This is a genomic window from Endobacterium panacihumi (assembly GCF_050847465.1).
GTDB lineage: Bacteria > Pseudomonadota > Alphaproteobacteria > Rhizobiales > Rhizobiaceae > Neorhizobium > Neorhizobium panacihumi.
In genome coordinates this window covers 1,868,206-1,893,322 of record NZ_JBOZRA010000001.1, presented here as the reverse complement: position 1 = coordinate 1,893,322, position 25,117 = coordinate 1,868,206, and the positions used below count along the sequence as shown (strand labels likewise).

At 59.8% G+C, this 25,117-nt stretch carries 31 protein-coding genes; 25 read left to right on the top strand and 6 right to left on the bottom strand.

Features of this window, described 5'->3' with window-relative positions:
- The first annotated feature begins 4 nt into the window (after positions 1 to 4).
- From ACRQ1B_RS09465 to visR, 12 genes are all read left to right on the top strand, one after another.
- On the top strand, positions 5 to 304 hold the full coding sequence (locus tag ACRQ1B_RS09465; protein WP_432293329.1) for an STAS domain-containing protein: 300 nt from the start codon (positions 5 to 7) through the stop codon (positions 302 to 304).
- Positions 301 to 666: a chemotaxis response regulator CheY1 gene (gene cheY1 / locus ACRQ1B_RS09460; protein WP_112727556.1), complete on the top strand. Its 366-nt coding sequence runs from the start codon at positions 301 to 303 to the stop codon at positions 664 to 666. Before ACRQ1B_RS09465 ends, cheY1 begins: the two co-directional genes overlap by 4 nt.
- Before the next feature lie 16 nt (positions 667 to 682).
- Positions 683 to 2,914 carry a chemotaxis protein CheA gene (locus ACRQ1B_RS09455; RefSeq protein WP_432293328.1) on the top strand — a complete coding sequence of 744 codons (2,232 nt, stop codon included), beginning with the start codon at positions 683 to 685 and terminating at the stop codon, positions 2,912 to 2,914.
- Positions 2,915 to 2,944: 30 nt separating this feature from the next.
- Positions 2,945 to 3,412 carry a chemotaxis protein CheW gene (locus ACRQ1B_RS09450; RefSeq protein WP_306834860.1) on the top strand — a complete coding sequence of 156 codons (468 nt, stop codon included), beginning with the start codon at positions 2,945 to 2,947 and terminating at the stop codon, positions 3,410 to 3,412.
- Positions 3,409 to 4,317, top strand: coding sequence for a protein-glutamate O-methyltransferase CheR (gene cheR / locus ACRQ1B_RS09445; protein WP_432293327.1), 909 nt, complete (start codon positions 3,409 to 3,411; stop codon positions 4,315 to 4,317). The genes ACRQ1B_RS09450 and cheR overlap by 4 nt, the downstream gene beginning before the upstream one ends.
- Positions 4,318 to 4,319: 2 nt before the next feature.
- Complete coding sequence (cheB, locus tag ACRQ1B_RS09440) at positions 4,320 to 5,351, top strand: protein-glutamate O-methylesterase CheB (protein WP_432293326.1); 1,032 nt, start codon at positions 4,320 to 4,322, stop codon at positions 5,349 to 5,351.
- Positions 5,352 to 5,741 (top strand): response regulator, encoded by a 390-nt coding sequence (locus ACRQ1B_RS09435; RefSeq protein WP_112727551.1) that lies wholly within the window; start codon positions 5,352 to 5,354, stop codon positions 5,739 to 5,741.
- Positions 5,738 to 6,295 carry a chemoreceptor glutamine deamidase CheD gene (cheD, locus tag ACRQ1B_RS09430; protein WP_432293325.1) on the top strand — a complete coding sequence of 186 codons (558 nt, stop codon included), beginning with the start codon at positions 5,738 to 5,740 and terminating at the stop codon, positions 6,293 to 6,295. Before ACRQ1B_RS09435 ends, cheD begins: the two co-directional genes overlap by 4 nt.
- 80 nt (positions 6,296 to 6,375) lie before the next feature.
- Positions 6,376 to 6,765, top strand: a complete 390-nt coding sequence (gene cheT, locus ACRQ1B_RS09425) for a chemotaxis protein CheT (RefSeq protein WP_432293324.1) — start codon at positions 6,376 to 6,378, stop codon at positions 6,763 to 6,765.
- 115 nt (positions 6,766 to 6,880) lie between these two features.
- Positions 6,881 to 8,578 carry a flagellar basal-body MS-ring/collar protein FliF gene (fliF, locus tag ACRQ1B_RS09420; protein ID WP_432293323.1) on the top strand — a complete coding sequence of 566 codons (1,698 nt, stop codon included), beginning with the start codon at positions 6,881 to 6,883 and terminating at the stop codon, positions 8,576 to 8,578.
- A 391-nt stretch (positions 8,579 to 8,969) separates the two neighbouring features.
- Entirely contained in the window at positions 8,970 to 9,623 is a 654-nt protein-coding gene (gene visN / locus ACRQ1B_RS09415) for a transcriptional regulator VisN (RefSeq protein ID WP_432293852.1), read from the top strand.
- A 13-nt stretch (positions 9,624 to 9,636) separates the two neighbouring features.
- Positions 9,637 to 10,383, top strand: coding sequence for a transcriptional regulator VisR (visR, locus tag ACRQ1B_RS09410; RefSeq protein ID WP_432293322.1), 747 nt, complete (start codon positions 9,637 to 9,639; stop codon positions 10,381 to 10,383).
- A 70-nt stretch (positions 10,384 to 10,453) separates the two neighbouring features.
- Here the strand turns inward: visR and ACRQ1B_RS09405 are convergent, their stop codons facing one another.
- The 6 genes from ACRQ1B_RS09405 to motA all read right to left on the bottom strand — a co-directional run bounded on the left by ACRQ1B_RS09405 (position 10,454) and on the right by motA (position 15,795).
- Complete coding sequence (locus tag ACRQ1B_RS09405) at positions 10,454 to 10,891, bottom strand: hypothetical protein (RefSeq protein WP_432293321.1); 438 nt, start codon at positions 10,889 to 10,891, stop codon at positions 10,454 to 10,456.
- Entirely contained in the window at positions 10,888 to 11,976 is a 1,089-nt protein-coding gene (gene flhB, locus ACRQ1B_RS09400) for a flagellar biosynthesis protein FlhB (RefSeq protein WP_432293320.1), read from the bottom strand. Before flhB ends, ACRQ1B_RS09405 begins: the two co-directional genes overlap by 4 nt.
- A gap of 168 nt (positions 11,977 to 12,144) precedes the next feature.
- Complete coding sequence (gene fliG, locus ACRQ1B_RS09395) at positions 12,145 to 13,206, bottom strand: flagellar motor switch protein FliG (RefSeq protein ID WP_432293319.1); 1,062 nt, start codon at positions 13,204 to 13,206, stop codon at positions 12,145 to 12,147.
- A 29-nt stretch (positions 13,207 to 13,235) separates the two neighbouring features.
- On the bottom strand, positions 13,236 to 13,874 hold the full coding sequence (gene fliN / locus ACRQ1B_RS09390; RefSeq protein ID WP_432293318.1) for a flagellar motor switch protein FliN: 639 nt from the start codon (positions 13,872 to 13,874) through the stop codon (positions 13,236 to 13,238).
- A 76-nt stretch (positions 13,875 to 13,950) separates the two neighbouring features.
- On the bottom strand, positions 13,951 to 14,916 hold the full coding sequence (locus ACRQ1B_RS09385; RefSeq protein WP_432293317.1) for a FliM/FliN family flagellar motor switch protein: 966 nt from the start codon (positions 14,914 to 14,916) through the stop codon (positions 13,951 to 13,953).
- A gap of 3 nt (positions 14,917 to 14,919) precedes the next feature.
- A complete protein-coding gene (motA, locus tag ACRQ1B_RS09380) occupies positions 14,920 to 15,795 on the bottom strand; it encodes a flagellar motor stator protein MotA (protein WP_432293316.1) in 876 nt (291 codons plus the stop codon).
- Positions 15,796 to 16,038: 243 nt separating this feature from the next.
- Here motA and flgF point away from each other — a divergent pair, with 243 nt between their 5' ends.
- The 13 genes from flgF to fliP are packed head-to-tail and all read left to right on the top strand — an operon-like array spanning position 16,039 to position 24,944.
- Positions 16,039 to 16,773, top strand: coding sequence for a flagellar basal-body rod protein FlgF (flgF, locus tag ACRQ1B_RS09375; protein WP_432293315.1), 735 nt, complete (start codon positions 16,039 to 16,041; stop codon positions 16,771 to 16,773).
- Positions 16,774 to 16,787: 14 nt separating this feature from the next.
- Complete coding sequence (fliI, locus tag ACRQ1B_RS09370; RefSeq protein ID WP_432293314.1) at positions 16,788 to 18,170, top strand: flagellar protein export ATPase FliI; 1,383 nt, start codon at positions 16,788 to 16,790, stop codon at positions 18,168 to 18,170.
- A 39-nt stretch (positions 18,171 to 18,209) separates the two neighbouring features.
- Positions 18,210 to 18,752, top strand: coding sequence for a flagellar protein (locus ACRQ1B_RS09365; protein WP_432293851.1), 543 nt, complete (start codon positions 18,210 to 18,212; stop codon positions 18,750 to 18,752).
- 53 nt (positions 18,753 to 18,805) lie between these two features.
- Positions 18,806 to 19,192 (top strand): flagellar basal body rod protein FlgB, encoded by a 387-nt coding sequence (gene flgB, locus ACRQ1B_RS09360; protein ID WP_432293313.1) that lies wholly within the window; start codon positions 18,806 to 18,808, stop codon positions 19,190 to 19,192.
- 4 nt (positions 19,193 to 19,196) lie between these two features.
- Complete coding sequence (flgC, locus tag ACRQ1B_RS09355; protein WP_432293312.1) at positions 19,197 to 19,616, top strand: flagellar basal body rod protein FlgC; 420 nt, start codon at positions 19,197 to 19,199, stop codon at positions 19,614 to 19,616.
- Complete coding sequence (gene fliE / locus ACRQ1B_RS09350; RefSeq protein WP_432293311.1) at positions 19,613 to 19,951, top strand: flagellar hook-basal body complex protein FliE; 339 nt, start codon at positions 19,613 to 19,615, stop codon at positions 19,949 to 19,951. Before flgC ends, fliE begins: the two co-directional genes overlap by 4 nt.
- 21 nt (positions 19,952 to 19,972) lie before the next feature.
- On the top strand, positions 19,973 to 20,761 hold the full coding sequence (gene flgG, locus ACRQ1B_RS09345; protein WP_432293310.1) for a flagellar basal-body rod protein FlgG: 789 nt from the start codon (positions 19,973 to 19,975) through the stop codon (positions 20,759 to 20,761).
- A 20-nt stretch (positions 20,762 to 20,781) separates the two neighbouring features.
- Positions 20,782 to 21,288, top strand: a complete 507-nt coding sequence (gene flgA / locus ACRQ1B_RS09340) for a flagellar basal body P-ring formation chaperone FlgA (RefSeq protein ID WP_432293309.1) — start codon at positions 20,782 to 20,784, stop codon at positions 21,286 to 21,288.
- Entirely contained in the window at positions 21,285 to 22,403 is a 1,119-nt protein-coding gene (locus tag ACRQ1B_RS09335; RefSeq protein WP_432293308.1) for a flagellar basal body P-ring protein FlgI, read from the top strand. The genes flgA and ACRQ1B_RS09335 overlap by 4 nt, the downstream gene beginning before the upstream one ends.
- A gap of 14 nt (positions 22,404 to 22,417) precedes the next feature.
- The gene (locus ACRQ1B_RS09330) at positions 22,418 to 22,942 is read left to right on the top strand and encodes a MotE family protein (protein ID WP_432293307.1); all 525 of its coding nucleotides are present in this window, start codon (positions 22,418 to 22,420) and stop codon (positions 22,940 to 22,942) included.
- The gene (gene flgH / locus ACRQ1B_RS09325) at positions 22,942 to 23,661 is read left to right on the top strand and encodes a flagellar basal body L-ring protein FlgH (protein ID WP_432293306.1); all 720 of its coding nucleotides are present in this window, start codon (positions 22,942 to 22,944) and stop codon (positions 23,659 to 23,661) included. Before ACRQ1B_RS09330 ends, flgH begins: the two co-directional genes overlap by 1 nt.
- Positions 23,662 to 23,691: 30 nt before the next feature.
- The gene (locus tag ACRQ1B_RS09320; protein ID WP_432293850.1) at positions 23,692 to 24,210 is read left to right on the top strand and encodes a flagellar basal body-associated FliL family protein; all 519 of its coding nucleotides are present in this window, start codon (positions 23,692 to 23,694) and stop codon (positions 24,208 to 24,210) included.
- Positions 24,207 to 24,944 (top strand): flagellar type III secretion system pore protein FliP, encoded by a 738-nt coding sequence (fliP, locus tag ACRQ1B_RS09315; protein ID WP_432293305.1) that lies wholly within the window; start codon positions 24,207 to 24,209, stop codon positions 24,942 to 24,944. The genes ACRQ1B_RS09320 and fliP overlap by 4 nt, the downstream gene beginning before the upstream one ends.
- Positions 24,945 to 25,117 lie beyond the last annotated feature (173 nt).

Below are 25,117 nucleotides of genomic sequence, written 5' to 3'. Positions count from 1 at the left end.
GCTGATGGCGAGCAAGAAAGCAGACAAGGGGAGCCTCAAGCTGGTTCCCATACTCGACCTCAACGAGGCGTCGGTCCTGCACGGCCAGTTGACGAACATGCGTGGCGAGGACGTCAAGATCGACGCTTCCGAAGTCGAGCGCGTCGGCGTCCAGTGCGTCCAGGTCATTCTGGCCGCGGCCAAGACCTGGGAAGCCGACAAAAAGAATTTTGTCTTCGAAAAGGTTTCGGAGGCTTTCGAAAAGACGATGCAGCTCATCGGCATCGATATTGATCATCTGCTCGCCAAGGAGATTCGGCAGTGAAGAAAAAAGTCCTGACAGTGGATGATTCCAGAACGATCCGTAACATGCTTCTGGTCACCCTCAACAATGCCGGTTTTGAAACCATCCAGGCAGAAGACGGTGTCGAAGGCCTCGAAGTTCTCGAAGGCTGCAACCCGGATGTCATCGTTACCGATATCAATATGCCCCGTCTCGACGGTTTCGGCTTCATCGAAGGCGTTCGTCGTAACGAAAAGTATCGCGCCATCCCAATCCTGGTCCTGACCACGGAAAGCGATGCGGAAAAGAAGAACCGCGCCCGCCAGGCCGGTGCGACGGGCTGGATCGTGAAGCCCTTCGACCCTGCAAAACTGATCGATGCGATTGAGCGTGTAACCGCCTGATACGGGAATTCCTGAAATGGATATGAACGAAATCAAAGAGATCTTCTTCCAGGAGTGCGAGGAACAGCTCGCAGAACTGGAATCCGGTCTTCTCAAGCTGAATGACGGCGACCGCGACCCGGAAACGGTCAACGCAGTGTTCCGTGCCGTCCACTCGATCAAGGGCGGCGCCGGTGCCTTCGGCCTCGACGACCTGGTTTCGTTCGCACACGTCTTCGAGACCACTCTCGACTGCGTGCGCTCCAACAAGCTGGAGCCCAATCAGGACGTCCTCAAGGTCATGTTGAAGTCGGCCGACGTACTGGCCGACCTCGTCACCTGCTCGCGTGATGGCGGCAGCGTCGAGGACAGCCGTACCCGCGGTCTCGTCAAGGAACTGGAAGCGCTTGCCAAGGGCGAAATGCCGAGCGGCGGCGCTGCCGAGGCGCCGAAGCCAGCTGCTGCTGCACCGGTCGCAGCCGCGCCGGCCCCGACCGACGACAGCGGTTTCCAGCCGATCCCGTTCTCGTTCGACGACGATTTCGGCGGCGACGACGCCGGCAAGGCCGTGTTCGAAGTCACGTTCAAGCCGCGCCGCGACCTTTATTCCAAGGGCAATGAAGCCGCTCTCCTGCTGCGTGACCTGTCGCGCCTTGGCGACATGGCCATCAACTGCGACACCGATGCGCTTCCCGCGCTCGAGGCGATGGACCCGGAAGAGACGTATTTCTCCTGGACGATTTCCCTCACCACCGACAAGACTGAGGACGATATTCGCGCCGTCTTCGAATTCGCCGAATGGGATTGCGATCTTGAGGTGAAGGAAGTGGCTGCGGAAGCTGCCGAAGAACTGCCGATGGTACCGGTTCCGTTCGATCTCTCGGCACTCGACGACGAGCCTGCTGCCGCCCCGGCGCCTGCTGCCGAAGCCCCGGCCGATACGAAGATGGCCGCAGCTGCCGCCCGCGTCGAAAAGAAGGAAGCTGCTGCCGCTCCGGCCGCCGCTGCCGCCAACAATGCTGCCGCTGCTGCCAACGCCGCCGGCCAGACCATTCGCGTCGATCTCGATCGCGTCGACCGCCTGATCAACCTCGTCGGCGAACTTGTCATCAACCAGGCCATGCTTTCGCAGAGCGTCGTCGAAAACGATACCAACGGCACCTCCGCCGTCAACATGGGTCTCGAAGAGCTGCAGCAGCTCACCCGCGAGATCCAGGATTCGGTCATGGCCATCCGTGCGCAGCCGGTCAAGCCGGTCTTCCAGCGCATGTCGCGTATCGTTCGCGAAGTGGCCGACATGGTCGGCAAGTCGATCCGCCTCGTCACCGAAGGTGAAAACACCGAAGTCGACAAGACGGTCATCGACAAGATCGCCGAGCCGCTGACCCACATGATCCGTAACGCCGTCGATCACGGTATCGAATCGCCTGAAAAGCGCGAGGCCGCCGGCAAGGATCCGGAAGGCACGATCAAGCTGTCGGCAAAACACCGCTCGGGCCGCATCCTGATCGAACTGATCGACGATGGCGGTGGCATCAACCGCGAACGCGTACGTCAGAAGGCCATCGACAACGACCTGATCTCGCCGGACGCTAACCTGTCCGACGAGGAAATCGACAACCTCATCTTCGCGCCGGGCTTCTCGACCGCCGACAAGATTTCGGACATTTCCGGCCGTGGCGTCGGCATGGACGTGGTCAAGCGTTCGATCCAGGCACTGGGCGGTCGTATCTCGATCTCGTCGCGTCCGGGTCTTGGCTCGACCTTCACCATGAGCCTGCCGCTGACGCTCGCCGTCCTCGACGGCATGGTTGTCACCGTTGCCGGCCAGACGCTGGTCGTGCCGTTGACGGCAATCGTCGAAACGCTTCAGCCCGAAGCGTCTGCGATCCATTCCTTCGGCGCCACCCAACGCCTGATCTCGATCCGCAACTCCTTCTGCCCGCTGGTCGATGTCGGTCGCATTCTCAACTTCCGCTCCACCCAGGCAAACCCCGTCGAAGGCGTGGCGCTGCTGGTGGAATCGGAAGGCGGCGGTCAGCGCGCCCTCATGGTCGATGCCATCCAGGGCCAGCGTCAGGTCGTCATCAAGTCGCTCGAGGCCAACTACACCCATGTTCCGGGCATCGCTGCCGCAACCATCCTCGGTGATGGCCGCGTCGCGCTCATTCTCGATGTGGATGCGGTCGTCGGTGCTTCGCGTGGCCAGTCCATGAAGCAGGATGGTGGTGCCCTCAAGGCCGACGTGTCGCTGGCTGCGGCAGGTTGATAGAACAGTCTCAAGAGACGGAAACGTAGCATGTCGTATATCGTAAAAAATCTTGCTCAGGGTGACCGGGAACTCATCGCGTTCCGTGTCGGTGATCAGGAATTTTGCGTGAATGTCATGGCGGTGCGCGAAATTCGCGGCTGGACGAAAGCCACGCCCATGCCGCACGCACCTTCCTATGTCATCGGCGTGATCAACCTGCGCGGCGCCGTTCTGCCGATCGTGGATTTTTCCGCCCGTCTCGGCATGCGCAAGACCGAACCGACCCAGCGCCACGTCATCATCGTGTCGCAGGTCGGCTCGCGCATCGTCGGCCTCCTCGTCGAGGCCGTCTCCGACATCCTCACCGTCACCGAAGACAATATCCAGGCCGTGCCGGAAGTGGCATCCAGTCTGGTGAAGCAATACGCGCGGGGCATCCTCGCGATCGACAAGCGCATGATCTGCATGATCGAACTCGATTCACTGTTCCCCGAGAACGAAAGCGAAGCCGCATGAAGGCGATGAACGCCATGGATAGCCGGCAGTCACCGGACGAAATTCTTGCCAGCGGCGAATACCCGCTGTCGCGCAAGGATCTCGCCGACATTGCGGCAATGATTTATGCCGATGCAGGGATTTACCTGAACGACAGCAAGGCATCGCTGGTGTATTCGCGTCTGTCGAAGCACATTCGCAATCTGGGTCTCAGCGGTTTCCGCGAATATTGCGCGCTGGTTTCCTCGCCGGAAGGTGCGGGACCGCGACGTGAAATGCTGTCGCACCTGACAACCAATTTCACGCGTTTCTTCCGTGAAAACCACCATTTCGAACATCTACGCGACGAGGTCCTGCCGGGTCTTCTCAACCGTGCCCGCTCGGGCGGTCGCGTCCGCATCTGGTCGGCCGCCTGCTCGGATGGGCAGGAGCCCTATTCGATCGCGCTCACCGTTCTCGCGATGATGCCGAATGTGGCCGATTACGATTTCCGCATTCTGGCGACTGACATCGACCCCAAGATTCTGGCGCAGGCCCGTGCCGGCGTTTACGACGAGAATTCGCTGGAGACTGTGTCGCCCGCCATGCGCAAGCAGTGGTTCCGTGAAGTCGATGCCGGAGGCCGCCGCAAGTTTCAGGTCGATGACCGCGTCAAGAAGCTGATCACCTTCAACGAACTGAACCTGATGGCACAGTGGCCGTTCAAGGGTGGTTTCGACGTCATTTTCTGCCGCAATGTCGTGATCTACTTTGATGAACCGACGCAGATGAAGATCTGGTCGCGTTTTTCCAGCCTGCTTCCGGAAGGAGGCCACCTGTATATCGGTCATTCCGAGCGTGTATCGGGAGATAGCAAGAATCTCTTCGATAACATCGGAATAACGACCTACCGTTATACTGGTAAAGCTGCAGGAAGGAGAGCTTAACTATGCCGGCACGCGTTCTCGTCGTAGATGATTCACCCACCATGCGTGGCCTGATCACCGCCGTCCTGAATTCCGACCCGGATGTCAGCGTCGTCGGCCAGGCCGGCGATGCCATGGAAGCACGCGCGGCCATCAAGGAACTCAATCCCGATGTCGTCACACTCGACGTCGAGATGCCCAACATGAACGGGCTCGAATTCCTCGACAAGATCATGCGCCTGCGCCCGATGCCGGTCATCATGGTCTCCGCGATGACGCATCACGGCGCCAATGCCACGCTCGCAGCGCTTGAAATCGGTGCGTTCGATTGCGTCGGCAAACCCGCACCGGGTGACGCGCGCCCGTTCGGCGATCTCGCCGACAAGGTCAAGGCCGCGGCTCGTTCCACACTGCGCCGGAGCTCCGCTCCCGCAGCAATTGTGACACCTGCTACAGAATACAAGGTCGGTCGCAAGGTTGTGGCGATCGGTTCGTCTACCGGTGGAGTAGAAGCACTTATAACAGTACTTCAGAACTTCCCAAAAAACTGCCCGCCGACAGTAATTACTCAACATATGCCGTCGACGTTTACCAAAAGTTTTGCAGAACGTCTTAATCGTATCTGCGCGCCTGTAGTGCAGGAAGCCACCGACGGTGCCCGGCTGGAGATCGGCAAGATCTATCTGGCACCCGGTGGCGAACGGCACCTGCAGGTCGTCAATCCTTCCGCTCCAGCCTGCCGGCTGGTCGAGCGCGATCCTGTCAACGGTCACAGACCGTCGGTGGATGTGTTGTTCGACAGTGTCGCAGAACTGGCCGGCCGCAATGCCGTCGGGGTCATCCTCACCGGCATGGGTCGCGATGGAGCATCCGGCCTCTTGAGAATGCGCCAGGCAGGCGCACGCACGGTGGGCCAGAACGAAAAGACATGTGTGGTCTACGGCATGCCGCGGGTCGCATACGAAATAGGGGCGGTTGAGACCCAGCTGCCCTTGAGCTCCATCGGTGAGGAAGTTTTGAAATTAACCGCCGCCCGCAAAGAAGGTACTGAATAAATGTCTATCGCTGAAAAAATCAAAGTTCTGATCGTCGACGATCAGGTCACCAGCCGTCTTCTGCTCAGCGACGCCCTGACCCAGCTCGGCTTCAAGCAGATCACTGCTGCCGGTGACGGCGTGCAGGGCATGAAGATCATGAGCGAGCAGCCACATCACCTGGTGATCTCGGACTTCAACATGCCGAACATGGATGGCATCGGCTTCCTGCAGGCTGTTCGGGCAAACCCGAACACCAAGAAGGCCGCCTTCATCATCCTGACCGCGCAGGGCGACCGCGCGCTGGTTCAACGTGCTGCACAGCTGGGCGCCAACAACGTTCTGGCAAAGCCATTCACGATCGAAAAGATGAAGGCTGCCATCGAGGCAGTGTTCGGAGCCCTTAAATGAATGACCTGGCGGGTGCCAAGAAAGTCCATATTATCCAGGGCGAATTCAAGGTGGTGGACGATCCCAATATCGTCCTTTCGACCATCCTTGGTTCTTGCGTGGCCGCCTGCCTTCGTGATCCTGTCGCCGGCGTCGGCGGCATGAACCACTTTCTCCTGCCGGGATCCGGCGGTGCCATGAGCGGGGGCGGTGATGCAAGCCGTTATGGGGTGCATCTCATGGAACTGCTGATCAACGGTCTTCTCAAGAAGGGCGCACGGCGCGACCGGCTTGAGGCCAAGATCTTCGGCGGAGCAAAGACCATTGCCAGCTTCTCCAATGTCGGAGAGCAGAATGCGGCTTTCGCCATGGAATTCCTTCGTGACGAAGGCATTACCGTGGTTGGTTCGTCGACGGGCGGGGAATTCGGGCGGAAGCTCGAATACTGGCCCGTCAGCGGCCGCGCCCGCCAGTACCCGCTGACAGGTGCCGAAACCCAGAAGACCGTTGCGGCCGAACAGCGTATCCCGAAGCCGGCACCGAAGCCGGTGGAAGACTCGATCGAATTTTTCTGAAGCCATTTTCAAGACTTGCGAAGGGCAGGGGCGGCAGGGGGCTGTCTCATTCTTCACCATTTGCCAATTTGAGGAAAGCTATGAACGACCCTATGCCGATGCCGTCCGCTTCCCTCGAGGAATCGCTGCCCGAGGTGCTGATGCGCCTCGTGACCGAGCTGCACGACGTTGCCTACCTCATCGAGCGTATCGAGCCGCAGCTTCTGGAAATGGGTGGCGAAGCCGACGTCATGTCCGCCGAAACCGTCAAGATCCTGCAGGGGATCGATCTTGCCGTGCAAAAGACCCGTGGTCTTGCCGAATTCGTCGATACCATCACCGCATCCATCCCGGATGAGTGGATGGTCGACGTCTCCACCGCGCTCAGCCTCGTCAAGCTTGCCGACATGCAGAAGGCGCTAGGCAAGGGCATGCGTCATGGCCATTCCCAGCCTCTCGGCAAGGCTGCCGGAGACTTCGACTTCTTCTGACAGGCCGCGAATTCGCGGCTTCTGTTCCCACCGGCGAAACGTTCGCACAAGCTTCGCGGACTAGGGTGCCAGTGAGCATAAGGCTCAACACCCTTGTTCATGATGCGGGAACAGAATGAATCTGTTAGCTCAATTTCAGCAAATCGGTAGAAATATCACGTCATTAGGCCAGACAAAGCTGCTGGCTCTCGCAGGCGTCGGCATCGTGTCCATGGCAATCGTGATTGCCGCGGCCATGTTCGTCAACAAACCGGCTTACGAAAACCTTTACGTCGGGCTCGAAACGACGGACCTCAACCAGGTCTCGATCGCGCTCGCCGAAAACAATATGGATTTCCAGGTTGGAGCCGATGGGCAGAGCATTAATGTTCCCGTCGGCATGACCAGCAAGGCCCGCATCGTACTAGCCGAGCGCGGCCTGCCCAATAGCGCCAATGCCGGTTACGAGCTGTTCGACAATGTCGGTTCGCTCGGCCTCACCTCCTTCATGCAGGAAGTGACCCGCGTTCGTGCGCTAGAAGGTGAAATCGGCCGTTCCATCCAGCAGATCAGCGGTGTCGCCGCTGCGCGCGTCCACATCGTCATGCCCGACGTCGGCAATTTCCGCCGCGCCGGACAAAAGCCGACCGCATCGGTGATGATCCGCGCCAGCACGACGACCGGCCGCAAGGCCGCTTCCTCCATTCGCCACCTTGTCGCCTCGGCAGTTCCCGGCCTCGACGTCGACGACGTGACGATTCTCGATTCGACCGGCCAGCTGCTCGCGTCCGGTGACGATTACGGCAACAGCGCGCTCAGCCGTAACCTCAACATCGTCCAGTCCGTCCAGCAGGAAGTCGAGCAGAACATCGACAAGGCGCTTGCGCCCTTCCTCGGCATGGACAATTTCCGTTCCAGCGTCACGGCGGCTCTCAACACCGACAGCCAGCAGATTCAGGAAACCGTCTACGATCCGGAATCCCGCGTCGAGCGTTCGGTGCGCACCACGCGTGAAAACCAGCAGTCGCAGCAGCAGCAGAACGACTCGGCGACCACGGTCGAGCAGAACGTGCCGCAGGCCGCGCCTGAAACCGGTGGCGCCGCTGGCCCGCAGTCCTCCGACAAGTCCGACAAGCGCGAAGAGCAGACCAACTACGAAATCAACTCGAAGACAGTCGCCACCACCCGCAACAGCTACAAGCTTGAAAAGATCTCGGTTGCTGTCGTCGTCAACAAGGGCCGCATCGGCAAGCTCGTCGGCGAACCGGTCGATCAGGCCAAGATCGACGCTTATCTCGCAGAAATGCAGAAGATCGTTTCGTCGGCCGCCGGCATCAATGCAGAGCGTGGCGACGTCGTCACCCTGACCGCCATGGACTTCCTCGAGAACCAGTTGCTCGAAGAAGCCGTCACATCCGGTCCGGGTTTCCTCGAAGTGCTGAACCGCAATCTTGGCGGCATCATCAACTCGCTTGCCTTCGTCGTCGTTGCCTTCCTCGTCGTCTGGCTTGGCCTGCGCCCGATGATCCGCAGCGTTACCGGTGGCGGTAGTGGTGCAGCTGCCGGCACAGAGGCTGCCGAAGAAGGCGGTCTGGGTCTCGAACTGCCCGACTTTTCTCCGGGTGGTGCAAGCCCGGCGCTCATGGACGGGTTCGGCGCAGATTTCGGCTTCGACAGCTCCGACGACGTGTTCGGTGGCGGCGAGGACCCGAATGGCGGCTTCAACCGCCGCGTCAAGGAAGGCCCGGAAAAACGTCTTTCCCGCATGGTCGAAATCTCGGAAGAACGTGCAGCCAAGATCCTGCGCAAATGGGCGGTCGATCGCGCCGCATAAGGAGGATTCACGCCTTCGTGATGACAGGGGTCGGCGCAAGCCGGCCCCTTTGTTTTTCGGCCTTCTGCTTGGTTGAACTCGCAAAATGACGAGCTCCCTCCACAGGTCGGCGTCACAGACTTGTGCAGCGCACAACATAAAACGCCGGCCGACGATAGCAATTCCTTTACGGATTCCTACAATGCAGTGATTCGTTGCGGCGAATGGTTGTGTTCGTGGAGGTCATGTTTACCGCGGGTCGGCCCAAATCGTAAAAATGCATACGATTTTGTCTGAACGCTTATCCCTATAAGGGGAGAAATTCGAAATGGAGCTTCTGGGGGCAGAAAGCAAATCTGAGGGTCGGCCTTATCTTGAGCCGGTACCGCCGCGCACGGCAGTGCGCGATCAAATGGTGCGAAAGCTGGCAATAACGTCTGTCGCGAACAATGTGCCGGCAACGATGCGTATTCTTTCCGAATATGTCGGGGCTTCGCATTTTCTTTTGGCGCGTTACGACCTTATTCAGGATCAGGGGCTCGATTTCATCGTGGCGTCGAACTGGCCGTTCGACCTCGTGCGCCGTCTCGGTGCCGAGTTGACGCGTGGCTACGCAAAATCGACCGAGCTGGAAAAGTGCCTGTCGATCCTGACGCCGCAATTTGCGCTTCTGCCCGACGAGGTGACCACCCCGCAGGAGATCAGCCGGCAGTATTGCTCGCTGACATTCTGTGCCGGCCGCACCCGCTTTTCTCTCATGCTTCTTTTTCTCGAAGGCATCATCCTGTCGCAGGAGCGTCTGCGCGAAGTCGGTCTGATGGCGGGATATTCCTTGAGTTTCGGCGCCGGGGCTGGCGCCAAGATCGAGCGTGATTTTGATCTGACCGAACGTGAACTGGAATGCCTGTTCTGGATCGCCGAAGGCAAGACCAGCGATGAAATCGCCATGATCCTCGGGATCTCGCGCAACACCATCAACAACTACATTACCAGCGTCATGCGCAAGACGGCGACGAAGACGCGCTCGGAAGCCATTGCTTATGCTGTTCGCAACAACTTGGTATAGGGTCGGCAATTGAATGGGCTACATGCGCGAACAAGCGTCTGACATTGGAACCGGATTCCAGTATGTACGCGTACAACGGGCATCCAGCCGATCGGATCTGTTTCCGAAGCTGGTTTCGATGCAGAAAAATTTGAATGCCCGCAATTTCGCAGTGTTCCGCATTGCCGGTGCGGGCATGCCCAACAAGCGCAAGCTGGTCTGCGAGCTCGAAAACTGGGGTGCGGCAGGCGCCGAGAACGGCAATATGCTGATCGAGGCCTGTGGCCAGAGCCTGCTCGAACATATCGATCTTTCACTCCTGCCGGTCGTCTGGAATGGCTCCGATCTTGCCAATCAGGTCGATACCAACGAATTCGCACCGATGATCTGCAGGCTGGAGCAGGTCTCCGTGCCGTTCGGCGGCATTGCCTTTCCCGTGCGTCTCGGCGCGGTTGGCAATGGTTATGTCGCGTTCCTGTCCAATACGCTCGATATCAGCAGCGACGTGATCATCGACCAGCATGTCCGCAGTTGCCAGATCATGGTCGATCTGCTGGCGCTGGAAGAAAAGCGGGCAGTCCCGTCCGAAACGCTGAGTGAGCGTGAGATTGCCTGCCTGCAACTGGCCGGTGACGGCCAGATCAGCGAAGAAATCGCCGAAAAACTGGGCCTGTCAGTGCATACGGTCAATGCCTATCTCGGATCGGCGACCATCAAGCTCGATTCGGTGAACCGCATCCAGGCGATCGCCAAGGCCATCCGTCTCGGCTACATCCACTGACATTCGCAGACGGAAAAGGCCGCACCGCGAAACCCGCGGGCGGCCCGTTTGACTGCGCGATGATATGGCCTCAGGCCGCTTCGGCCTGACGGTTGATGGTGAATTTGGCGGCGGCCAGACTGCTGGCAAGGAAGCGGGTATTCTCGTGGGGATCGTCTGACGGGGTCTGGAATGCGATGTGATCGATTTCGATCGCCGCCTGCCGGTCGGTCAGCGTCAGGCGTGCATAGACCGAGACGCCCTTCGGCTTGATCTCCAGATCGAGCGTGATTTCCGGGGCGCCGCCCCATTCCAGGCGAAAATCGCCGCCGGAACCGAAGTTGACGGTACCGGGATGGAAATACAGTTCGGCCGCAGACGAAACCAGGTCTGCGATGCTGCTGTATCTCTCAAGCCGTAACAAAGCTATCAGGTCGCCGGCATCCAGTAATCGTAACTCCGACGCGACCGGTGCGATTGCAAGGCCGAGGATTTCTTCACGTTCTCTGGAGAAGTTACATTTTTTCATTGCGGTTGGCGTGTCCGTTGTTTGGGCATCCTTGCGGCATAGACCCGATGTATGAGTTCCGCGACAGCTTTATAGAAAGCTGATGGAATCACACTATCCACCGAGACTTGCGCAAACATGGAGCGCGCCAGCGGCGGATCATCGAACACCGGAATGTTGTTCTCCTCAGCAATCTGACGGATTTTCAGCGCCACGAGGTCCTGCCCCTTGGCAACGATCACCGGCGCGTCGTTTTCCTCGCGAACATAACGAAGCGCGATCGCATAATGCGTCGGGTTGGCGATCACCAGCGTGGCGCGCGGAATGTTCTGGATCATGCGCTGGCGGGCGCGGCTGCGCATGACGGAGCGCTGGCGTGCCTTGACCATCGGGTCGCCCTGCGACTGCTTGTGCTCGTCCTTGATCTCCTGCTTCGACATCTTCAGGTTGGAAAACCACTGATGCTTGGTCCAGAAAAAGTCGACCACGGCAAGCGTTGCCGTTGCCAGAAGAACGATGATCATCATCTTTTTCGTGGTCGTTTCCAGCCTCACCAGAATGGTCGCGGGGTCGGAAAACATGATGTCCAGCGAATTCATGAAGTCGCGATGCAGGGCGAAATAGAAAATCAGTGACACGACCAGCAGCTTGAATACGGATTTACCGAATTCGACCATGCCGGCAACGCTGTATATTCTGCCAAACCCCTTGGTGATGGAAACGCGGCTGGCCTGCGGGCGAATGCGTTCTCCGACGAAGGAGGGCAGGTTCTGTGCGAAGGAAGAGGCAAGCCCGAAGACGATCATCAGGATCATTGCAGGCGCGAGAAACCCGGCCATGTCCCAGCCGATTCGGCTGCCGATCGACACGACATCCGTGGCATTTTCGAGTGGCCATTGGTCCGGTTGTTCGAAAATGTCCTTCAGCCGTTCGGACAGCCGGGCAATCGCGCCGGGAAGAAAAAACACAAGATAGATATAGAAGGCCAGCGACGACGCAAACAGCGTGATCTCGCGCGACATCGCAACGTTGCCCTTCTGGGCAGCGTCACTCATTTTTTTCGCTGTGGGGTCTTCTGTTTTACTGTCTTTATCTTCGTCAGACACCGCTGAAGTCCTTGCCGCGAATCGCCCGGAGGCATTTGCGCAGTCTAACCCATCACGGCGGCGATGCGCAGCCGGCCAGACGGTGCGCGCTTTCACCGGGCCCGACATGCACAACAAAAAAGCCGGCGGTGATGCCGCCGGCTTTCAGATTTGAGGCTTGTGTGCGGATCAGGCGGCCTCGGCGGCCTGATCCGCCGGCTTTTCGCCTTCCGCATCCGGATCCTTGAGCTGGATCTGGCCGCTGCCGGCAAGCCGGATGGCTTCCTGAGCCACGGCACGGCGGGCAATCGCCACCTCGCGCGGGTTGATGGGAGCGCTGACCGCGAGGTCGGATTCGATCATGCGGCGCTGGCGCGGGCTGATCGCCGAAAGCACGGCTTCCTTGATCTCCATCGAGGCGCCACGCAGCGCCATGGTGATGATGTCGCCGGAGATATCGTTGAGCAGCAGGACGCGGCTGCGCTGCGGCATGGCCAGAAGATCCTCGAAGAGGAAGATCTTGGGGCGAACCTTGTTGACCGAGGCCTTGCTCATGGTTTCGAGCGAGGTCAGCAACGTATCGACCTGCGGCTTGTCGAGCTCGTTCATCAGCTCGGCGACCTTGTTGGCGCCGTTCGAATTGCGCTCGGCCTCGATCTTCGAAACGAGATCCATGACGCGGTTTTCGATGATCTGGGCAGCCTTCGGGCTGACGTCCTTCATGTTGACCGTACGGTTCATGATGTCGGCGCGGCGGCTTTCCGGCAGTTCCAGAAGCACCTTGGCGCCGAAGGCGGACGGGATCATGGAGAGGATGTAAGCGATCGTCTGGGGGTGTTCGCGCTGCAGGAACTTGCCGATAAAGGCCGGCTCCGCATCCTGCAACTGATCCCAGATCGATGTCTGATAGGCTTCGAATGCAGTGCGACGGCCGAGCAGGCCATCGACTTCCTCGGGGGTAAGGCCTTCTTCGAGAATGCTTTCGATGGCCTTGGCATTGTCCATCAGGCCTGCACCTTCGGTGAACAGGTCCTCGAACTCGTTGACAAGTCCCAGCAATTCATCCGGCGGGATTTCACGCAGGTTCTGAGCCGAGGCGATGATCGTCTGCAGCTCTGCCTGGGTGAAATATTTCAAAAGCTTGCCGGCGACGCCCTTGCCCATGGCAAGCAGAACCGCGGCAGCCTTTTCCGCCTGGGATAGGGGTGAGCCGACTACAGCGCCGCCACCGAAATCCTCGAAGTCCATCATGGTCTTACCTCACTGTCCCTACATCGGGATCAGGTTGTTTTGGTGCTCAAAACTTCCGTCAGTTTCACGCCGAAGCGCGTATCGTCGTTTTCCAGGACGGTAATCTCGCCCTTGGCAATACGCCGGCCGTTGACGGTGATTTCCACCGGCTCGCCGATCTTCTTGTCGAGCGCGATGGTCGCGCCTTCTTCCAGATTCATCAGGCCGGATACCTGCATGCGGCTGGTGCCGAGCACGATCTCGAGATTGATCGGGATATCCATGATCAGGTCGAGATTGGCATTCAGCGCACTGCCCGGAGCAGACGAAGCGGCCATCGAGGAACCGCCAAAATCGGAACTGCCGAAATCCGATCCACCGAAGCTTGCGCCACCGCCGAGATCCGAACCACCGAAATCGGAGGCTCCGAAGTCCGAACTGCCGAAATCCGAAGAACCGGCGTCCGCCGCGCCAAAAGCCGGCGTGTCGCTGACACCGCCGCCGAACTGCGCATCAAGGTCGAAGTCGCTGGTGCCTGCACCGAATTCCGCGTCGAAAGCCGGTGCTTCGCCGCTGGCATCGGCCTTCAGCACACCGCGCAGATCATCGATCGCCTGGTCGAGATCGGCCTCATTGCCGATCGGGGACAGGTCGTCGTTCTCTGTAATGGGGGTCGGTTTCTTAGCCATGGAAAACATTATTCCTTATGAAACTTGCGTCAGCCTGCCCAAGGGCACGATTTCATGCTGTGTCAAAGATCCGTGATCATCCTGCCAGATGCTTGAGGATCTCGTCGTCGCTGCTGATATTATCCTTTACGCGAACCGTATACCGCTCGCCGGAGCGTCCGAATTCGCACATGTACATGTCCTTGCCGTTGGCGCTGACCTGTACTGAAACATCGCGTGTGTCCTCGAAGCCGATAACGTCGCCGGCGGCCAGCCGCGAGATCGTCGACAGGGACAGCTTTTCGAGGCGAATGCGTGCCTCAAGCGTCACCTGCGAGCGGCGAACCTGCTCGTTGATGCGATCGGTCCATTCCTGCTTGCTTTTGGCAATCTGGCCGGTCGGTTTGGGAAGTTCCACACGCGTCTTCAAAAGCGCACGCTGCGGAATGATCAGCGCAACTTCGGATTTGACGCCGCCAAGCTCGATGGACATGCGGATCAGGGCGCCAAATTCGGCGCGGCTATCATCCTCGTGCCGGGAGCGGTCGTCGGCATTGTGCGGCGTTTCCAGCGTCGCCTCGAAGCCGCCGGCCGCGTTGACGCCGGAGCGCAGCACATTGCCGACGCGCTCGAACACCATGGCGGCAAGATCGAGCTCGATATCCGACAGCTGACGCTCGGCCGGCTGTTCGATCGTCTCCAGCTCCGCACCCAGCATCAGCTCCATCAGCGCAATGACGAAACCGTTGCCGCAGGCGAGCACGAAATTCGGGCTCCAGTTGCGCAAGGATCCGTTGACGAAGGAGAATGTGTCGCCAAGATCGGCCACCAGTTCCGTCATCAGGCCGCTTTCGCAGCCCACATAACCGACCTGGATGGCAATGCCGGTCTCGCTGTGAAACACATCCGGCAGAAAACCGGAATAGAGCTGACCGAAGTCGGCGCAGATTCTTTCTACCGTCTGCCGGTCGCCCAGCCCGCCGGTCAGTTTGGCGAGCAGCGAATGTTCCATGGCCGGGCCATGAGACGTGGTCTGGTTTTCGGAGGCGTGAACGTCGGTCATGGTTTAGGCCGCCCTCTCTGCACCGCCGCCCGGATTCATCATCTCCTGCTCGACACTGTCGATCGACGGGCGTTCGTAGTTGGAGATGGTCTTGCGGCCGTATTCGAGCGCAACCTGCGGGACCGAGCCGTTCATGTAGGCAAGCAGGGTCTGCTTGACGATGATGTAGAGTCGGTGCTGCTTGCCGCGAACGATCTTGATCTGCGAGGTCAGCGGGTTCATCAGGCAGTAGGAGAGGAAGATGCCGAGCATGGTGCCGACGAGAGCGGCGCCGATCAGGCCGCCGAGCACTTCCGGCGATTCGTTGATCTTGGCCATGGCTTTGATGACGCCGAGAACGGCGGCGATGATGCCAATGGCCGGAAAGCTGTCGCCGATCGCCACGAGCGAATGATACGGCTTCATCTTGTCGTGCATCATCGTTTCGATTTCTTCATCCATCAGCGCCTCGATCTCGTGGCTGCGGGCATTACCGATGATGATGAGGCGAACGTAGTCACAGATGAAGGACGTCAGTTCCTTGTTCTTCAGAACGGTCGGAGCCGACTGGAAGATCGGGGATTCGTCCGGATTGTCGATATGCGCTTCGATCTCGTTGCGCGACTTGGTGCGCAGGTCGCGCATCAGCGAATAAAGAACGCCGAGCACGTCGAGATAATGGCGCTCTTTCGGGACGGCGTATTTGAACGCCTCGCCGATAGCCTTGCCGGAATCTTTCACCACTTTCAGCGGGTTGCCCATGACGAAGGCACCGAGACCCGCACCGCCGATGATCACCAGTTCGAACGGCTGGAAAAGGGCATCCACATGCCCGCCCATCGCCATGAAGCCGCCGATAATGCAGCCGACGCTGATCACAAATCCGATAATAATAGTCATCGCGTATCTATGCCCGATCTTTTTCTCGTGTTGATGGGATACGGGTTCTGGCTTGCGTGAGGCTGGCTGTCACTGGCTTTTCACGGCCGTGACCTGAGACAGTTTCGCACAAGTCTTCCTGCCTAGTTTCCGCGGTGATCGGTCGGAATTCCGCCCGAAGCGTACATGATTTGCGGAGGTATTCCTCTGGTTTCCACCCGCATGTGCACGCGACGTTTTCCCTGAAACACGGAGGCAGATGATATGCAATCCGGACTGTATGTCGGCATTTCTTCACAGATCGCGCTCGAGCGCCGGCTCAACACGATTGCCGACAACATGGCAAACATGAACACCGTCGGCTTCCGGGCCACGGAGGTGAAGTTCGACGAGGTCATGAGCAAGACCCGCAACGATATCAATGCCAAGGTCGCCTTCGTCACTCAGGGTAACGACTATCTTTCAACGCGCAGCGGCGCGTTGGAGGCGAGCGGCAACTCGCTCGATTTCGCCATCAAGGGCGATGGTTATTTCTCTCTCGATACGCCGGCCGGCCAGGTGCTGACGCGTGACGGACGCTTCACCATGAAGGAAACCGGCGAACTCGTCTCGGTCCGTGGTTTCCCGGTTCTCGATGCCGGCGGTGCGCCGATCCAGCTCAACCGCGCCGGCGGTCCGCCGGAAGTCGGTGCCGATGGCGGCATCCTGCAGGATGGCGTTCGCATGGGCCAGATCGGTGTGTTCACCGCCGATATTTCCAAGGGTTACCTGCGTTACGAAAATTCCGGCGTGATCCCGACCGACAATCCGCAGCCGGTCGTCGATACGATCAGCACCGCCGTCGTGCAGGGATATGTCGAAGAATCCAACGTCAATGGCATCGGCCAGATGACCGAACTCATCCAGGTGAACCGCGCCTTCGAAGGCATTGCCTCGCTGATGCGCGATAGTGAATCGTCGCTTTCCGAAGCGATCAAGACGTTGGGCGGCTCACGCTGAGGATGATCTGACGAATGGAAACGATCATCGCCGAAACCCTGGCCACGGGCAGACTGGCGCACATCGCAGGTCTCGCAAAACGCCATGCCGCGCCGGAACAGTCCGTCGCGCATGGTGGCCGCGTGCGCACCATTGCTGCAGGCCACTACACCGTCAGCGGCCTTTCCAAACATGTGCGGCTCGGTGAATTTGTCGGCCACCGCACCGCCACCGGCATTCATCTCGGCGAAGTCGTCCGCGTCGAGCCGGACGAGGTCTATGTCTGCCCGATCCAGCCGGGCGAGCCGATCGGCATCGGCGACGTGGTCATCCAGAAAGGCGCCTTCCGCATCGCGCCGGACGACAGCTGGTGCGGCCGCACGATCAATTCGCTGGGCGAACCGATCGACAATCGCGGCCCGCTGTCTTCCGGGTTCGATCGTCGCTCGATTTCCAATACGGCGCCACCGTCGATGACCCGCAAGCGTGTCGAAACCGGTTTCATGACCGGTGTCCGCGCCATCGATATCTTTTCGCCGCTCTGCCTCGGCCAGCGTCTCGGCATTTTTGCCGGTTCCGGTGTCGGCAAATCGACGCTTCTGTCCATGCTCGCCCGCGCCGATGCCTTCGACAAGGTGGTGATCGCGCTGGTCGGCGAGCGCGGCCGCGAAGTGCGCGAATTCATCGAGGATACGCTGGGCGACAACATGGCGAAATCGATCGCCGTGGTCGCCACTTCTGACGAGAGCCCGATGCTGCGCAAGATGGCGCCGCTCGTCGCCGTCACCATCGCCGAACATTTTCGCGACAAGGGCGAGAATGTGCTGTTCATTGCCGACAGTGTCACCCGTTTCGCGCATGCCATCCGCGAAGTCGCGGTTGCCGCAGGCGAACCGCCGGTCGCGCGTGGTTACCCGGCCTCGGTGTTCACCGAACTGCCGCGCTTGCTGGAGCGCTCCGGCCCTGGTCCGGAAGGCAGCGGCACGATCACCGCAATCATCTCCATTCTCGTCGATGGCGACAACCACAACGATCCGATCGCCGACTCGGCGCGCGGTATTCTCGATGGCCATATCGTGCTCGAACGCAGTCTGGCGGAAGAGGGGCGTTATCCGCCCATCAACCCGCTGTCATCGATTTCGCGTCTGGCCCGCAAGGCCTGGACGGGCGATCAGGAAAAACTGGTGTCGCGCCTGAAATCGCTGATCCACCGCTTCGAGGAAACCCGCGACCTGCGCCTGATCGGTGGCTACCGCCCCGGCAGCGATGCCGATCTCGATATGGCCATCAAGCAGGTCCCGATCATTTACGACGTCCTCAAACAGACGCCGTCCGACCAAGCCAGTGCAGATGCCTATGCGGATCTGGCCAATGCGCTGCGCGCAGGCATGGCGCCGCCCCCCCGACCGAGAGGATAAACCGTGATCGAAGACGACCAGGATGTTCCGGTAAAGCCGATCCGGGGACCGAAGCCGAAATCCAAGCTTTCCGACCACATGGTTCTGGCCGTCGGCATCGTGCTTGCCGGCGCCTCGGCCTTTTTCCCGTGGTATGTGTTCCTGAACGAGGACAAGTTCGGCATCAAGGTCAATCCGATGGATCACACGCGTGATCTGCCGCCCGGCCACGCCCGCAATGTCTTCAGTGTTTCGCCGCTCGCCATGGTCGACAATACCAAGGACGACCAGCCCAAGCCGCCGCTCGACCCAATCGACAACATCACCACGGCGACGACCTCGTCCGTGGGGGCCGTTCGTCAGGGGTCGCCACAGGATCTCATGGAAGAACAGCCGCTTCCGGGACGTGGTGGGTTCCGCCTGATGCATGTGTCGAACGGCCGCGCGCTGATCGAGGATGCCGCCGGCATGTATATGGTGCGCGTCGGCTCGATCCTGCCCGACAACAGCCGCCTGGCCACGCTCGAACAGCGTGATGGCAAATGGGTGATCGTCACCTCGGCCGGCGAGATTTATTCCAATGAAGGAACGTCGCGCCCGTAAGTCTGACGCAAGATTACTCGCATAGGCTTCGCTTACAAAATGGAGAGAAGCCTATGCAACCCATTCAATTATTCGCGCTGGCATCGAAGCAGGCCGAGTGGTTGTCTGTGCGCCAGGAAGTCGTCGCCAACAATATCGCGAACGCCAACACGCCCGAATACAAGGCGAAGGATGTCGCATCCTTCGATGCCGTCATGGACAACACGTCCATGCGGATGGCGCGTACCAATGCGGCGCATTTCGGCGACAGCACTCTCAGCAACAACGTCAAGGTCGAGGACGCCGCTCTGAACGACGAGATCGGTATCCAGGAATCCGGCAACACCGTCGCACTCTCCAAGGAGCTGTCGAAGGCCGGTGAAGTCAAACGCCAGTACGAGCTTTCCGCCAATCTGGTGAAGTCGTTCAACAGCATGATGCTTTTGACAGTGAAGAGGTAAGGAAATGGATCCGCTCGCAGCCGCTTCGAAGATCGCAGGGTCGGGGATGGAGGCCCAGGCCACCCGACTTCGCATCGTATCGGAAAACATCGCCAACGCACGCACCACGGGCGATACGCCCGGCGCCGATCCCTATCGTCGCAAGACCATTACCTTCGGCGCCGAAATGGACAAGGTTGCCGGTACGGAACTGGTTGCGGTCAAGAAGCTTGGCGTCGACCGGGGCGATTTCGCTCAGGAATACGATCCGAGCCATCCGGCGGCCGACGCGAAGGGCATGGTCAAGATGCCCAATGTCAACATGCTGATCGAAATGGCCGACATGCGCGAAGCCAACCGCAGCTATGATGCCAATCTCCAGATGATCAAGCAGACGCGTGACATCGTTTCCTCCACCATCGAACTTCTGAAGAGCTCACAATGATCGACGCAATCAAGGGCCTTAGCTCGCTTTCGCTGTCTCGCGGCATCGGTTCCATCTCGTCGGACGAGAACACCACCTCGCTGCTCGGCCAGGTCCAGAAGCCGGTCGAAAATGCCGGTGTCAGCTTCGCAAGCGTGCTCGGCAGCGTTGCGAACTCCACGGTCGATGCTCTGAAGACCGCTGAAAGCAAATCGTTCGAAGCCATCCAGGGCAAGGCCAACACGCGTGAAGTCGTTGATGCCGTCATGGAAGCAAACCAGTCGCTGCAGACCGCCATCGCGCTGCGCGACAAGCTGGTCTCGGCTTACCTCGACATCTCGAAGATGCAGATCTAGTAGCGGAAAGGGACCGTACCAATGAGAGCACTTTCCGTTGCAGCGACGGGCATGGATGCCCAGCAGACCAATCTTGAGGTCATCGCCCACAACATCGCCAACATCAACACGACCGGCTTCAAGCGCGGCCGTGCGGAGTTTTCCGATCTTCTCTATCAAACCGAGCGTGCCCAGGGCGTGCCGAACCGTGCCAACCAGGCCATCGTGCCGGAAGGCGCCAATATCGGTCTCGGTGTGCAGACGGCGGCGGTTCGTTACATTCACGAACAGGGCCAGCTGACCCACACGGAAAACAACCTCGATCTGGCGATCGTCGGACGTGGTTTCTTCCAGGTCCAGTCGCCGGATGGCGGCACGATGTACACCCGCGCCGGTGCCTTCAACCAGAATGGCGATGGCCAGCTGGTCACCATCGAAGGTTACCAGGTCATTCCGAATATCACCTTCCCGGCCAATGTGACTGAAACCGTCATCAGCCGTACCGGCCAGGTCAGCGTTCGCATCGGCAATGCCACCGATTATACCGAGGTCGGCCAGCTCACCATGGCGAATTTCGCCAATGAAGCCGGCCTGAAGCCGCTCGGTGACAACCTTTACGCCGAAACGCCGGCATCGGGCGAAGCGGTCATCGCCGCTCCGGAAGACCCGGGCTACGGTTACCTTCGTCAGGGTTATCTCGAATCGTCCAACGTCGATGCGGTCAAGGAAATCACCGACCTGATCTCGGCGCAGCGCGCCTACGAGATGAATTCCAAGGTCATTACGACCGCGGACGAAATGGCCTCGATCGTCAGTAAAAACCTCAAGTAAACCCAAAAGGCAGGGCAGACATGATGTTTCGCCGGACACACGAAAATGCAGCAAGGATCGGCCGAAAGACCGTCCTTACCCTTCTGTCGCTTCTCGCTGCGGGCTTGGCCACGCCGACCGCAGCCGACATGGGCGCCAATATGGGCATGGCCGTCGTGCCGACGCGGATCATCTATCCGGGAGAGGAAATCTCTCCTTCCGCCCTCGATGTGGTCGAGGTGACCAACCCGAACCTCGCCGGCGACTATGCGCGCTCCGCCGATCAAGTGACAGGCATGATCACCAACCGCACGCTGCTGCCGGGCCGCACCATTCTCGTCTCCTCGCTGCGAGTACCTTATCTCGTCAAGCGCGGCGCCAATGTCCGGCTCACTTTCGGTATCGGCAACATGGTGATTTCCGCCTCGGGCTCGCCGCTGCAGAACGGTTCGGTCGGTGACGTCATCCGCGTTCGCAATATCGATTCCGGCCTGTCCGTCAGCGGCACTGTCATGGCCGACGGCACCGTGCAGGTGATGGCGAAATGATTATGAAGCGTTTTATTGCCCTGTCTCTTGCATTTGCCGCGCTGTTTGCGCCGGTGCAGCCGGCATTTGCCGATGCAGCCCGCATCAAGGATATCGCCTCTTTGCAGGCCGGCCGCGAAAACCAGCTGATCGGCTATGGTCTGGTCGTCGGTCTGCAGGGCTCGGGCGACAGCCTGCGATCCTCACCGTTTACCGACCAGTCCATGCGCGCCATGCTGCAGAATCTCGGTATCTCCATGCAGGGCGGTCAGTCCAATGCGAAGAACCTGGCAGCCGTCATGGTCACTGCCAACCTGCCGCCGTTTGCCAGCCCCGGCAGCCGTATCGACGTCAATGTCTCGTCGCTCGGCGATGCCACGTCGCTGCGTGGTGGCACGCTGGTGATGACCTCGCTGTCCGGCGCCGACGGCCAGATCTATGCCGTGGCGCAAGGCGCGGTCGTGGTGTCCGGTTTCCAGGCGCAGGGTGCGGCCGCAACGCTGACCGAAGGTGTCACCACGTCCGGCCGCGTGCCGAACGGTGCGATCATCGAGCGTGAACTGCCGTCGAAATTCAAGGATTCCGTCAATCTGGTCCTGCAATTGCGCAACCCGGATTTTTCCACCGCCCAGCGCATGGCCGACGCCGTCAACATTTTTGCCTCGCAGCGCTACGGCGGCCCGGTTGCCGAAGCGCGCGATAGCCAGGAAGTCATCATTTCCAAACCGCGTCAGGCCGATCTGACCCGCCTCATGGCGGAAATCGAGAATCTCGTCGTCCAGACCGATACGCCGGCCAAGGTCGTCATCAACGAACGCACCGGCACGATCGTCATCGGCGCCGACGTCAAGGTGTCGCGCGTTGCGGTCAGCTACGGCACGCTCACGGTGCAGGTCACCGAGACGCCTCAGATTATCCAGCCGGAGCCTTTCTCCGACGGCCGGACCGCCGTCCAGGAGCAGACCGACATCATGGCGATGAAGGACGGCGGCCAGGTCGCCATCCTCAATGGCCCCGACCTGCGCACGCTGGTGGCCGGGCTCAACAGCATCGGCGTCAAGCCGGACGGCGTCATCGCCATCCTTCAGGGCATCAAGTCCGCAGGTGCGCTTCAGGCGGAACTGGTGCTGCAATGACGGAGACAAAAGCGATGTTCACGATCACGATTTCCGCATCGATGGTGCGCAGGCTTCTCGTCGCAGGCGCCGTTCTGGCAGCCGTGCCGCAGGTCAATGCACAACAGCAGGCCGATCCGATCGCGCCGACCACGGCCGACGATATCCAGCGTTTCTGCACCAATATCGCCGACCCGGCGCGCGACCAGCGTTATCTTCTGCAGAAGCAGGAACTGGAAAAGCTGCAATCGGATGTCGATGCCCGTATCGCCACGCTGGAAACCCGCAAAGCGGAATACGAGGACTGGCTGAAGCGCCGCAACGATTTCCTCAAGAGCGCCGAACTCGGCCTCGTCGATATCTTCAAGACCATGAAGCCGGATGCGGCGGCGCCGCAGCTTGCCGAGATGAAGATGGAGATCGCCGCGGCGATCATCATGAAATTGCCGGCGCGCCAGTCGGGCCTGATCCTTGCAGAGATGGACCCGCAGAAGGCGGGCATGATCTCGACGATCATCGCCAGCGCATCCGACCCCAATACCTCGAAGGACCGTACATAATGAAGCGCGCCTCAGCCCTGATCGCCGTCCTGTTTCTGGCAGGTTGCCAGAACAACCAGACGCTCAAGGAAATCGGCAACGCCCCGGCGATGAGCCCGATCGGCAGCGGCCTGCAATATGCGCAGGCGCCGCAGATGTCGTCCTATCCGAAACAGCCGCGCCAGATGGCCAGCGGTTATTCGCTGTGGAGCGACAATCAGGCCGCCCTGTTCAAGGATGCCCGCGCGTTGAATATCGGCGACATCCTGACGGTCGAGATCAAGATCAACGACAAGGCCGATTTCGACAACGAGACCGACCGCACCCGCACCAATTCGACCAGCCTGACATGGAATGCCGGGATCAAGAATTTCCTCGGCTTCAGCACCGATGCCGGCACATCCGCCGACATGGGCACGGATTCCTCGAGCGAGAGCAACGGCAAGGGGACGATCAAGCGTGCTGAAAAGCTCAATTTGATGGTTGCCGCCGTCGTCACCGGCGTTCTCGAAAACGGTAACCTCCTGATCAGCGGTTCGCAGGAAGTGCGCGTCAACCACGAGATCCGTATCCTGAACGTCGCCGGTATCGCGCGTCCGAAGGATGTCGATGCCGAAAACCAGATTTCCTACGACAAGATTGCCGAAGCCCGCATCTCCTACGGTGGCCGCGGCCGCATGACGGAAGTGCAGCAGCCGCCGATCGGCCAGCAGGTCGTCGACATGTATTCGCCATTCTAAGCGGCAGGGTGGGGGTTAAGGACCATGGCGATGGATGAAACGACGCCGGAAGAAGGCCAGGCCAAGAAAAAGGGCGGCATGGTGATGACGATCGCCGGTGTGGCGATCGTGACGCTCGTCGGCGCCGGGGGCGGCTGGGTTCTGGGCGGTATGATCGCTCCCCCTGTTCCGGAGACGCCGGCGACCGCAGCCGCGATGCCAGCGGCCGGCGGCCACGGCGAAGGCGCGAAAGAGGAAGCCGGCATCCAGCCGATCTCCACGGAAGCCAACGGCATCGTGCTGCTCGATCCCATCACCACCAATCTGGCCTACCCGTCCGACAACTGGGTGCGGCTGGAAGTCGCGCTGATGTTCCGCGGTCCGACGGATGTGCCGCTCGCCCAGGAAATCCATCAGGATATTATGTCCTATCTGCGCACGGTTTCGTTGCAGCAGATAGAAGGTCCGCGCGGCTTCCAATATCTTCGGGATGACCTCCAGGAGCGTGTTGACCTGCGTGCAAAAGGGCGCGTATCGAAGGTGATGTTCAGAACCTTCGTGATTGAATGATTCGACTTCTCGTACTGCTCGCCGTCATCGTCGCGGCACCGGGCCTGGCCCACGCACAGCAGTCGCCGGCAGATCTTCTCAATCTGCCGACGGACGGTTCTGCGGCCTCGTGGATTATCCGCACCTTTGGCCTTCTGACCGTCCTTTCCGTCGCCCCCGGCATCATGATCATGGTGACGAGCTTCCCGCGCTTCGTCATCGCCTTTTCCATCCTGCGCTCCGGCATGGGCATGGGCACGTCGCCGCCGAACATGGTTCTGGTCTCGATGGCGATGTTCATGACCTTCTACGTCATGTCTCCCACATTCGACCGCGCCTGGAACGAAGGCGTGCAGCCGATGCTGTCGAACCAGATCACCGAAGCACAGGCCGTCGAGCGGATCGCCGAACCTTTTCGCGTGTTCATGAGCGCCAATACGCGCGACAAGGACCTGTCGCTGTTCGTCGATATCGCCCGTGAGCGCGGCCAGTCAGTCGGCACGCCGGAACAGGTGGATTACCGCGTACTAATTCCGGCCTTCATGCTGTCGGAAATCCGTCGCGGTTTCGAGATCGGTTTTCTGATCATCCTGCCCTTCCTCGTTATCGACATGATCGTCGCCGCCATCACCATGTCCATGGGCATGATGATGCTGCCGCCGACATCGATCTCGCTGCCGTTCAAGATCCTGTTCTTCGTGCTGATCGACGGCTGGAACCTGCTGGTGGGGAGCTTGGTTCGGTCGTTCAATTGAACGGTACGGCTACATCCCGCTAGTCTGATAGAATCAAATCCACGCGAAGCCGGCGCAAAGGTGCCGAGCTTAGGGGTAAGTGCGTTGGAAAAGGGGGCGCTTTTTATCGGCGGTAATCTGCCGTGGGCAGGAGGCGGCTCTTTGTTAAGATCAGGCAGACGCAAGGTAATCGC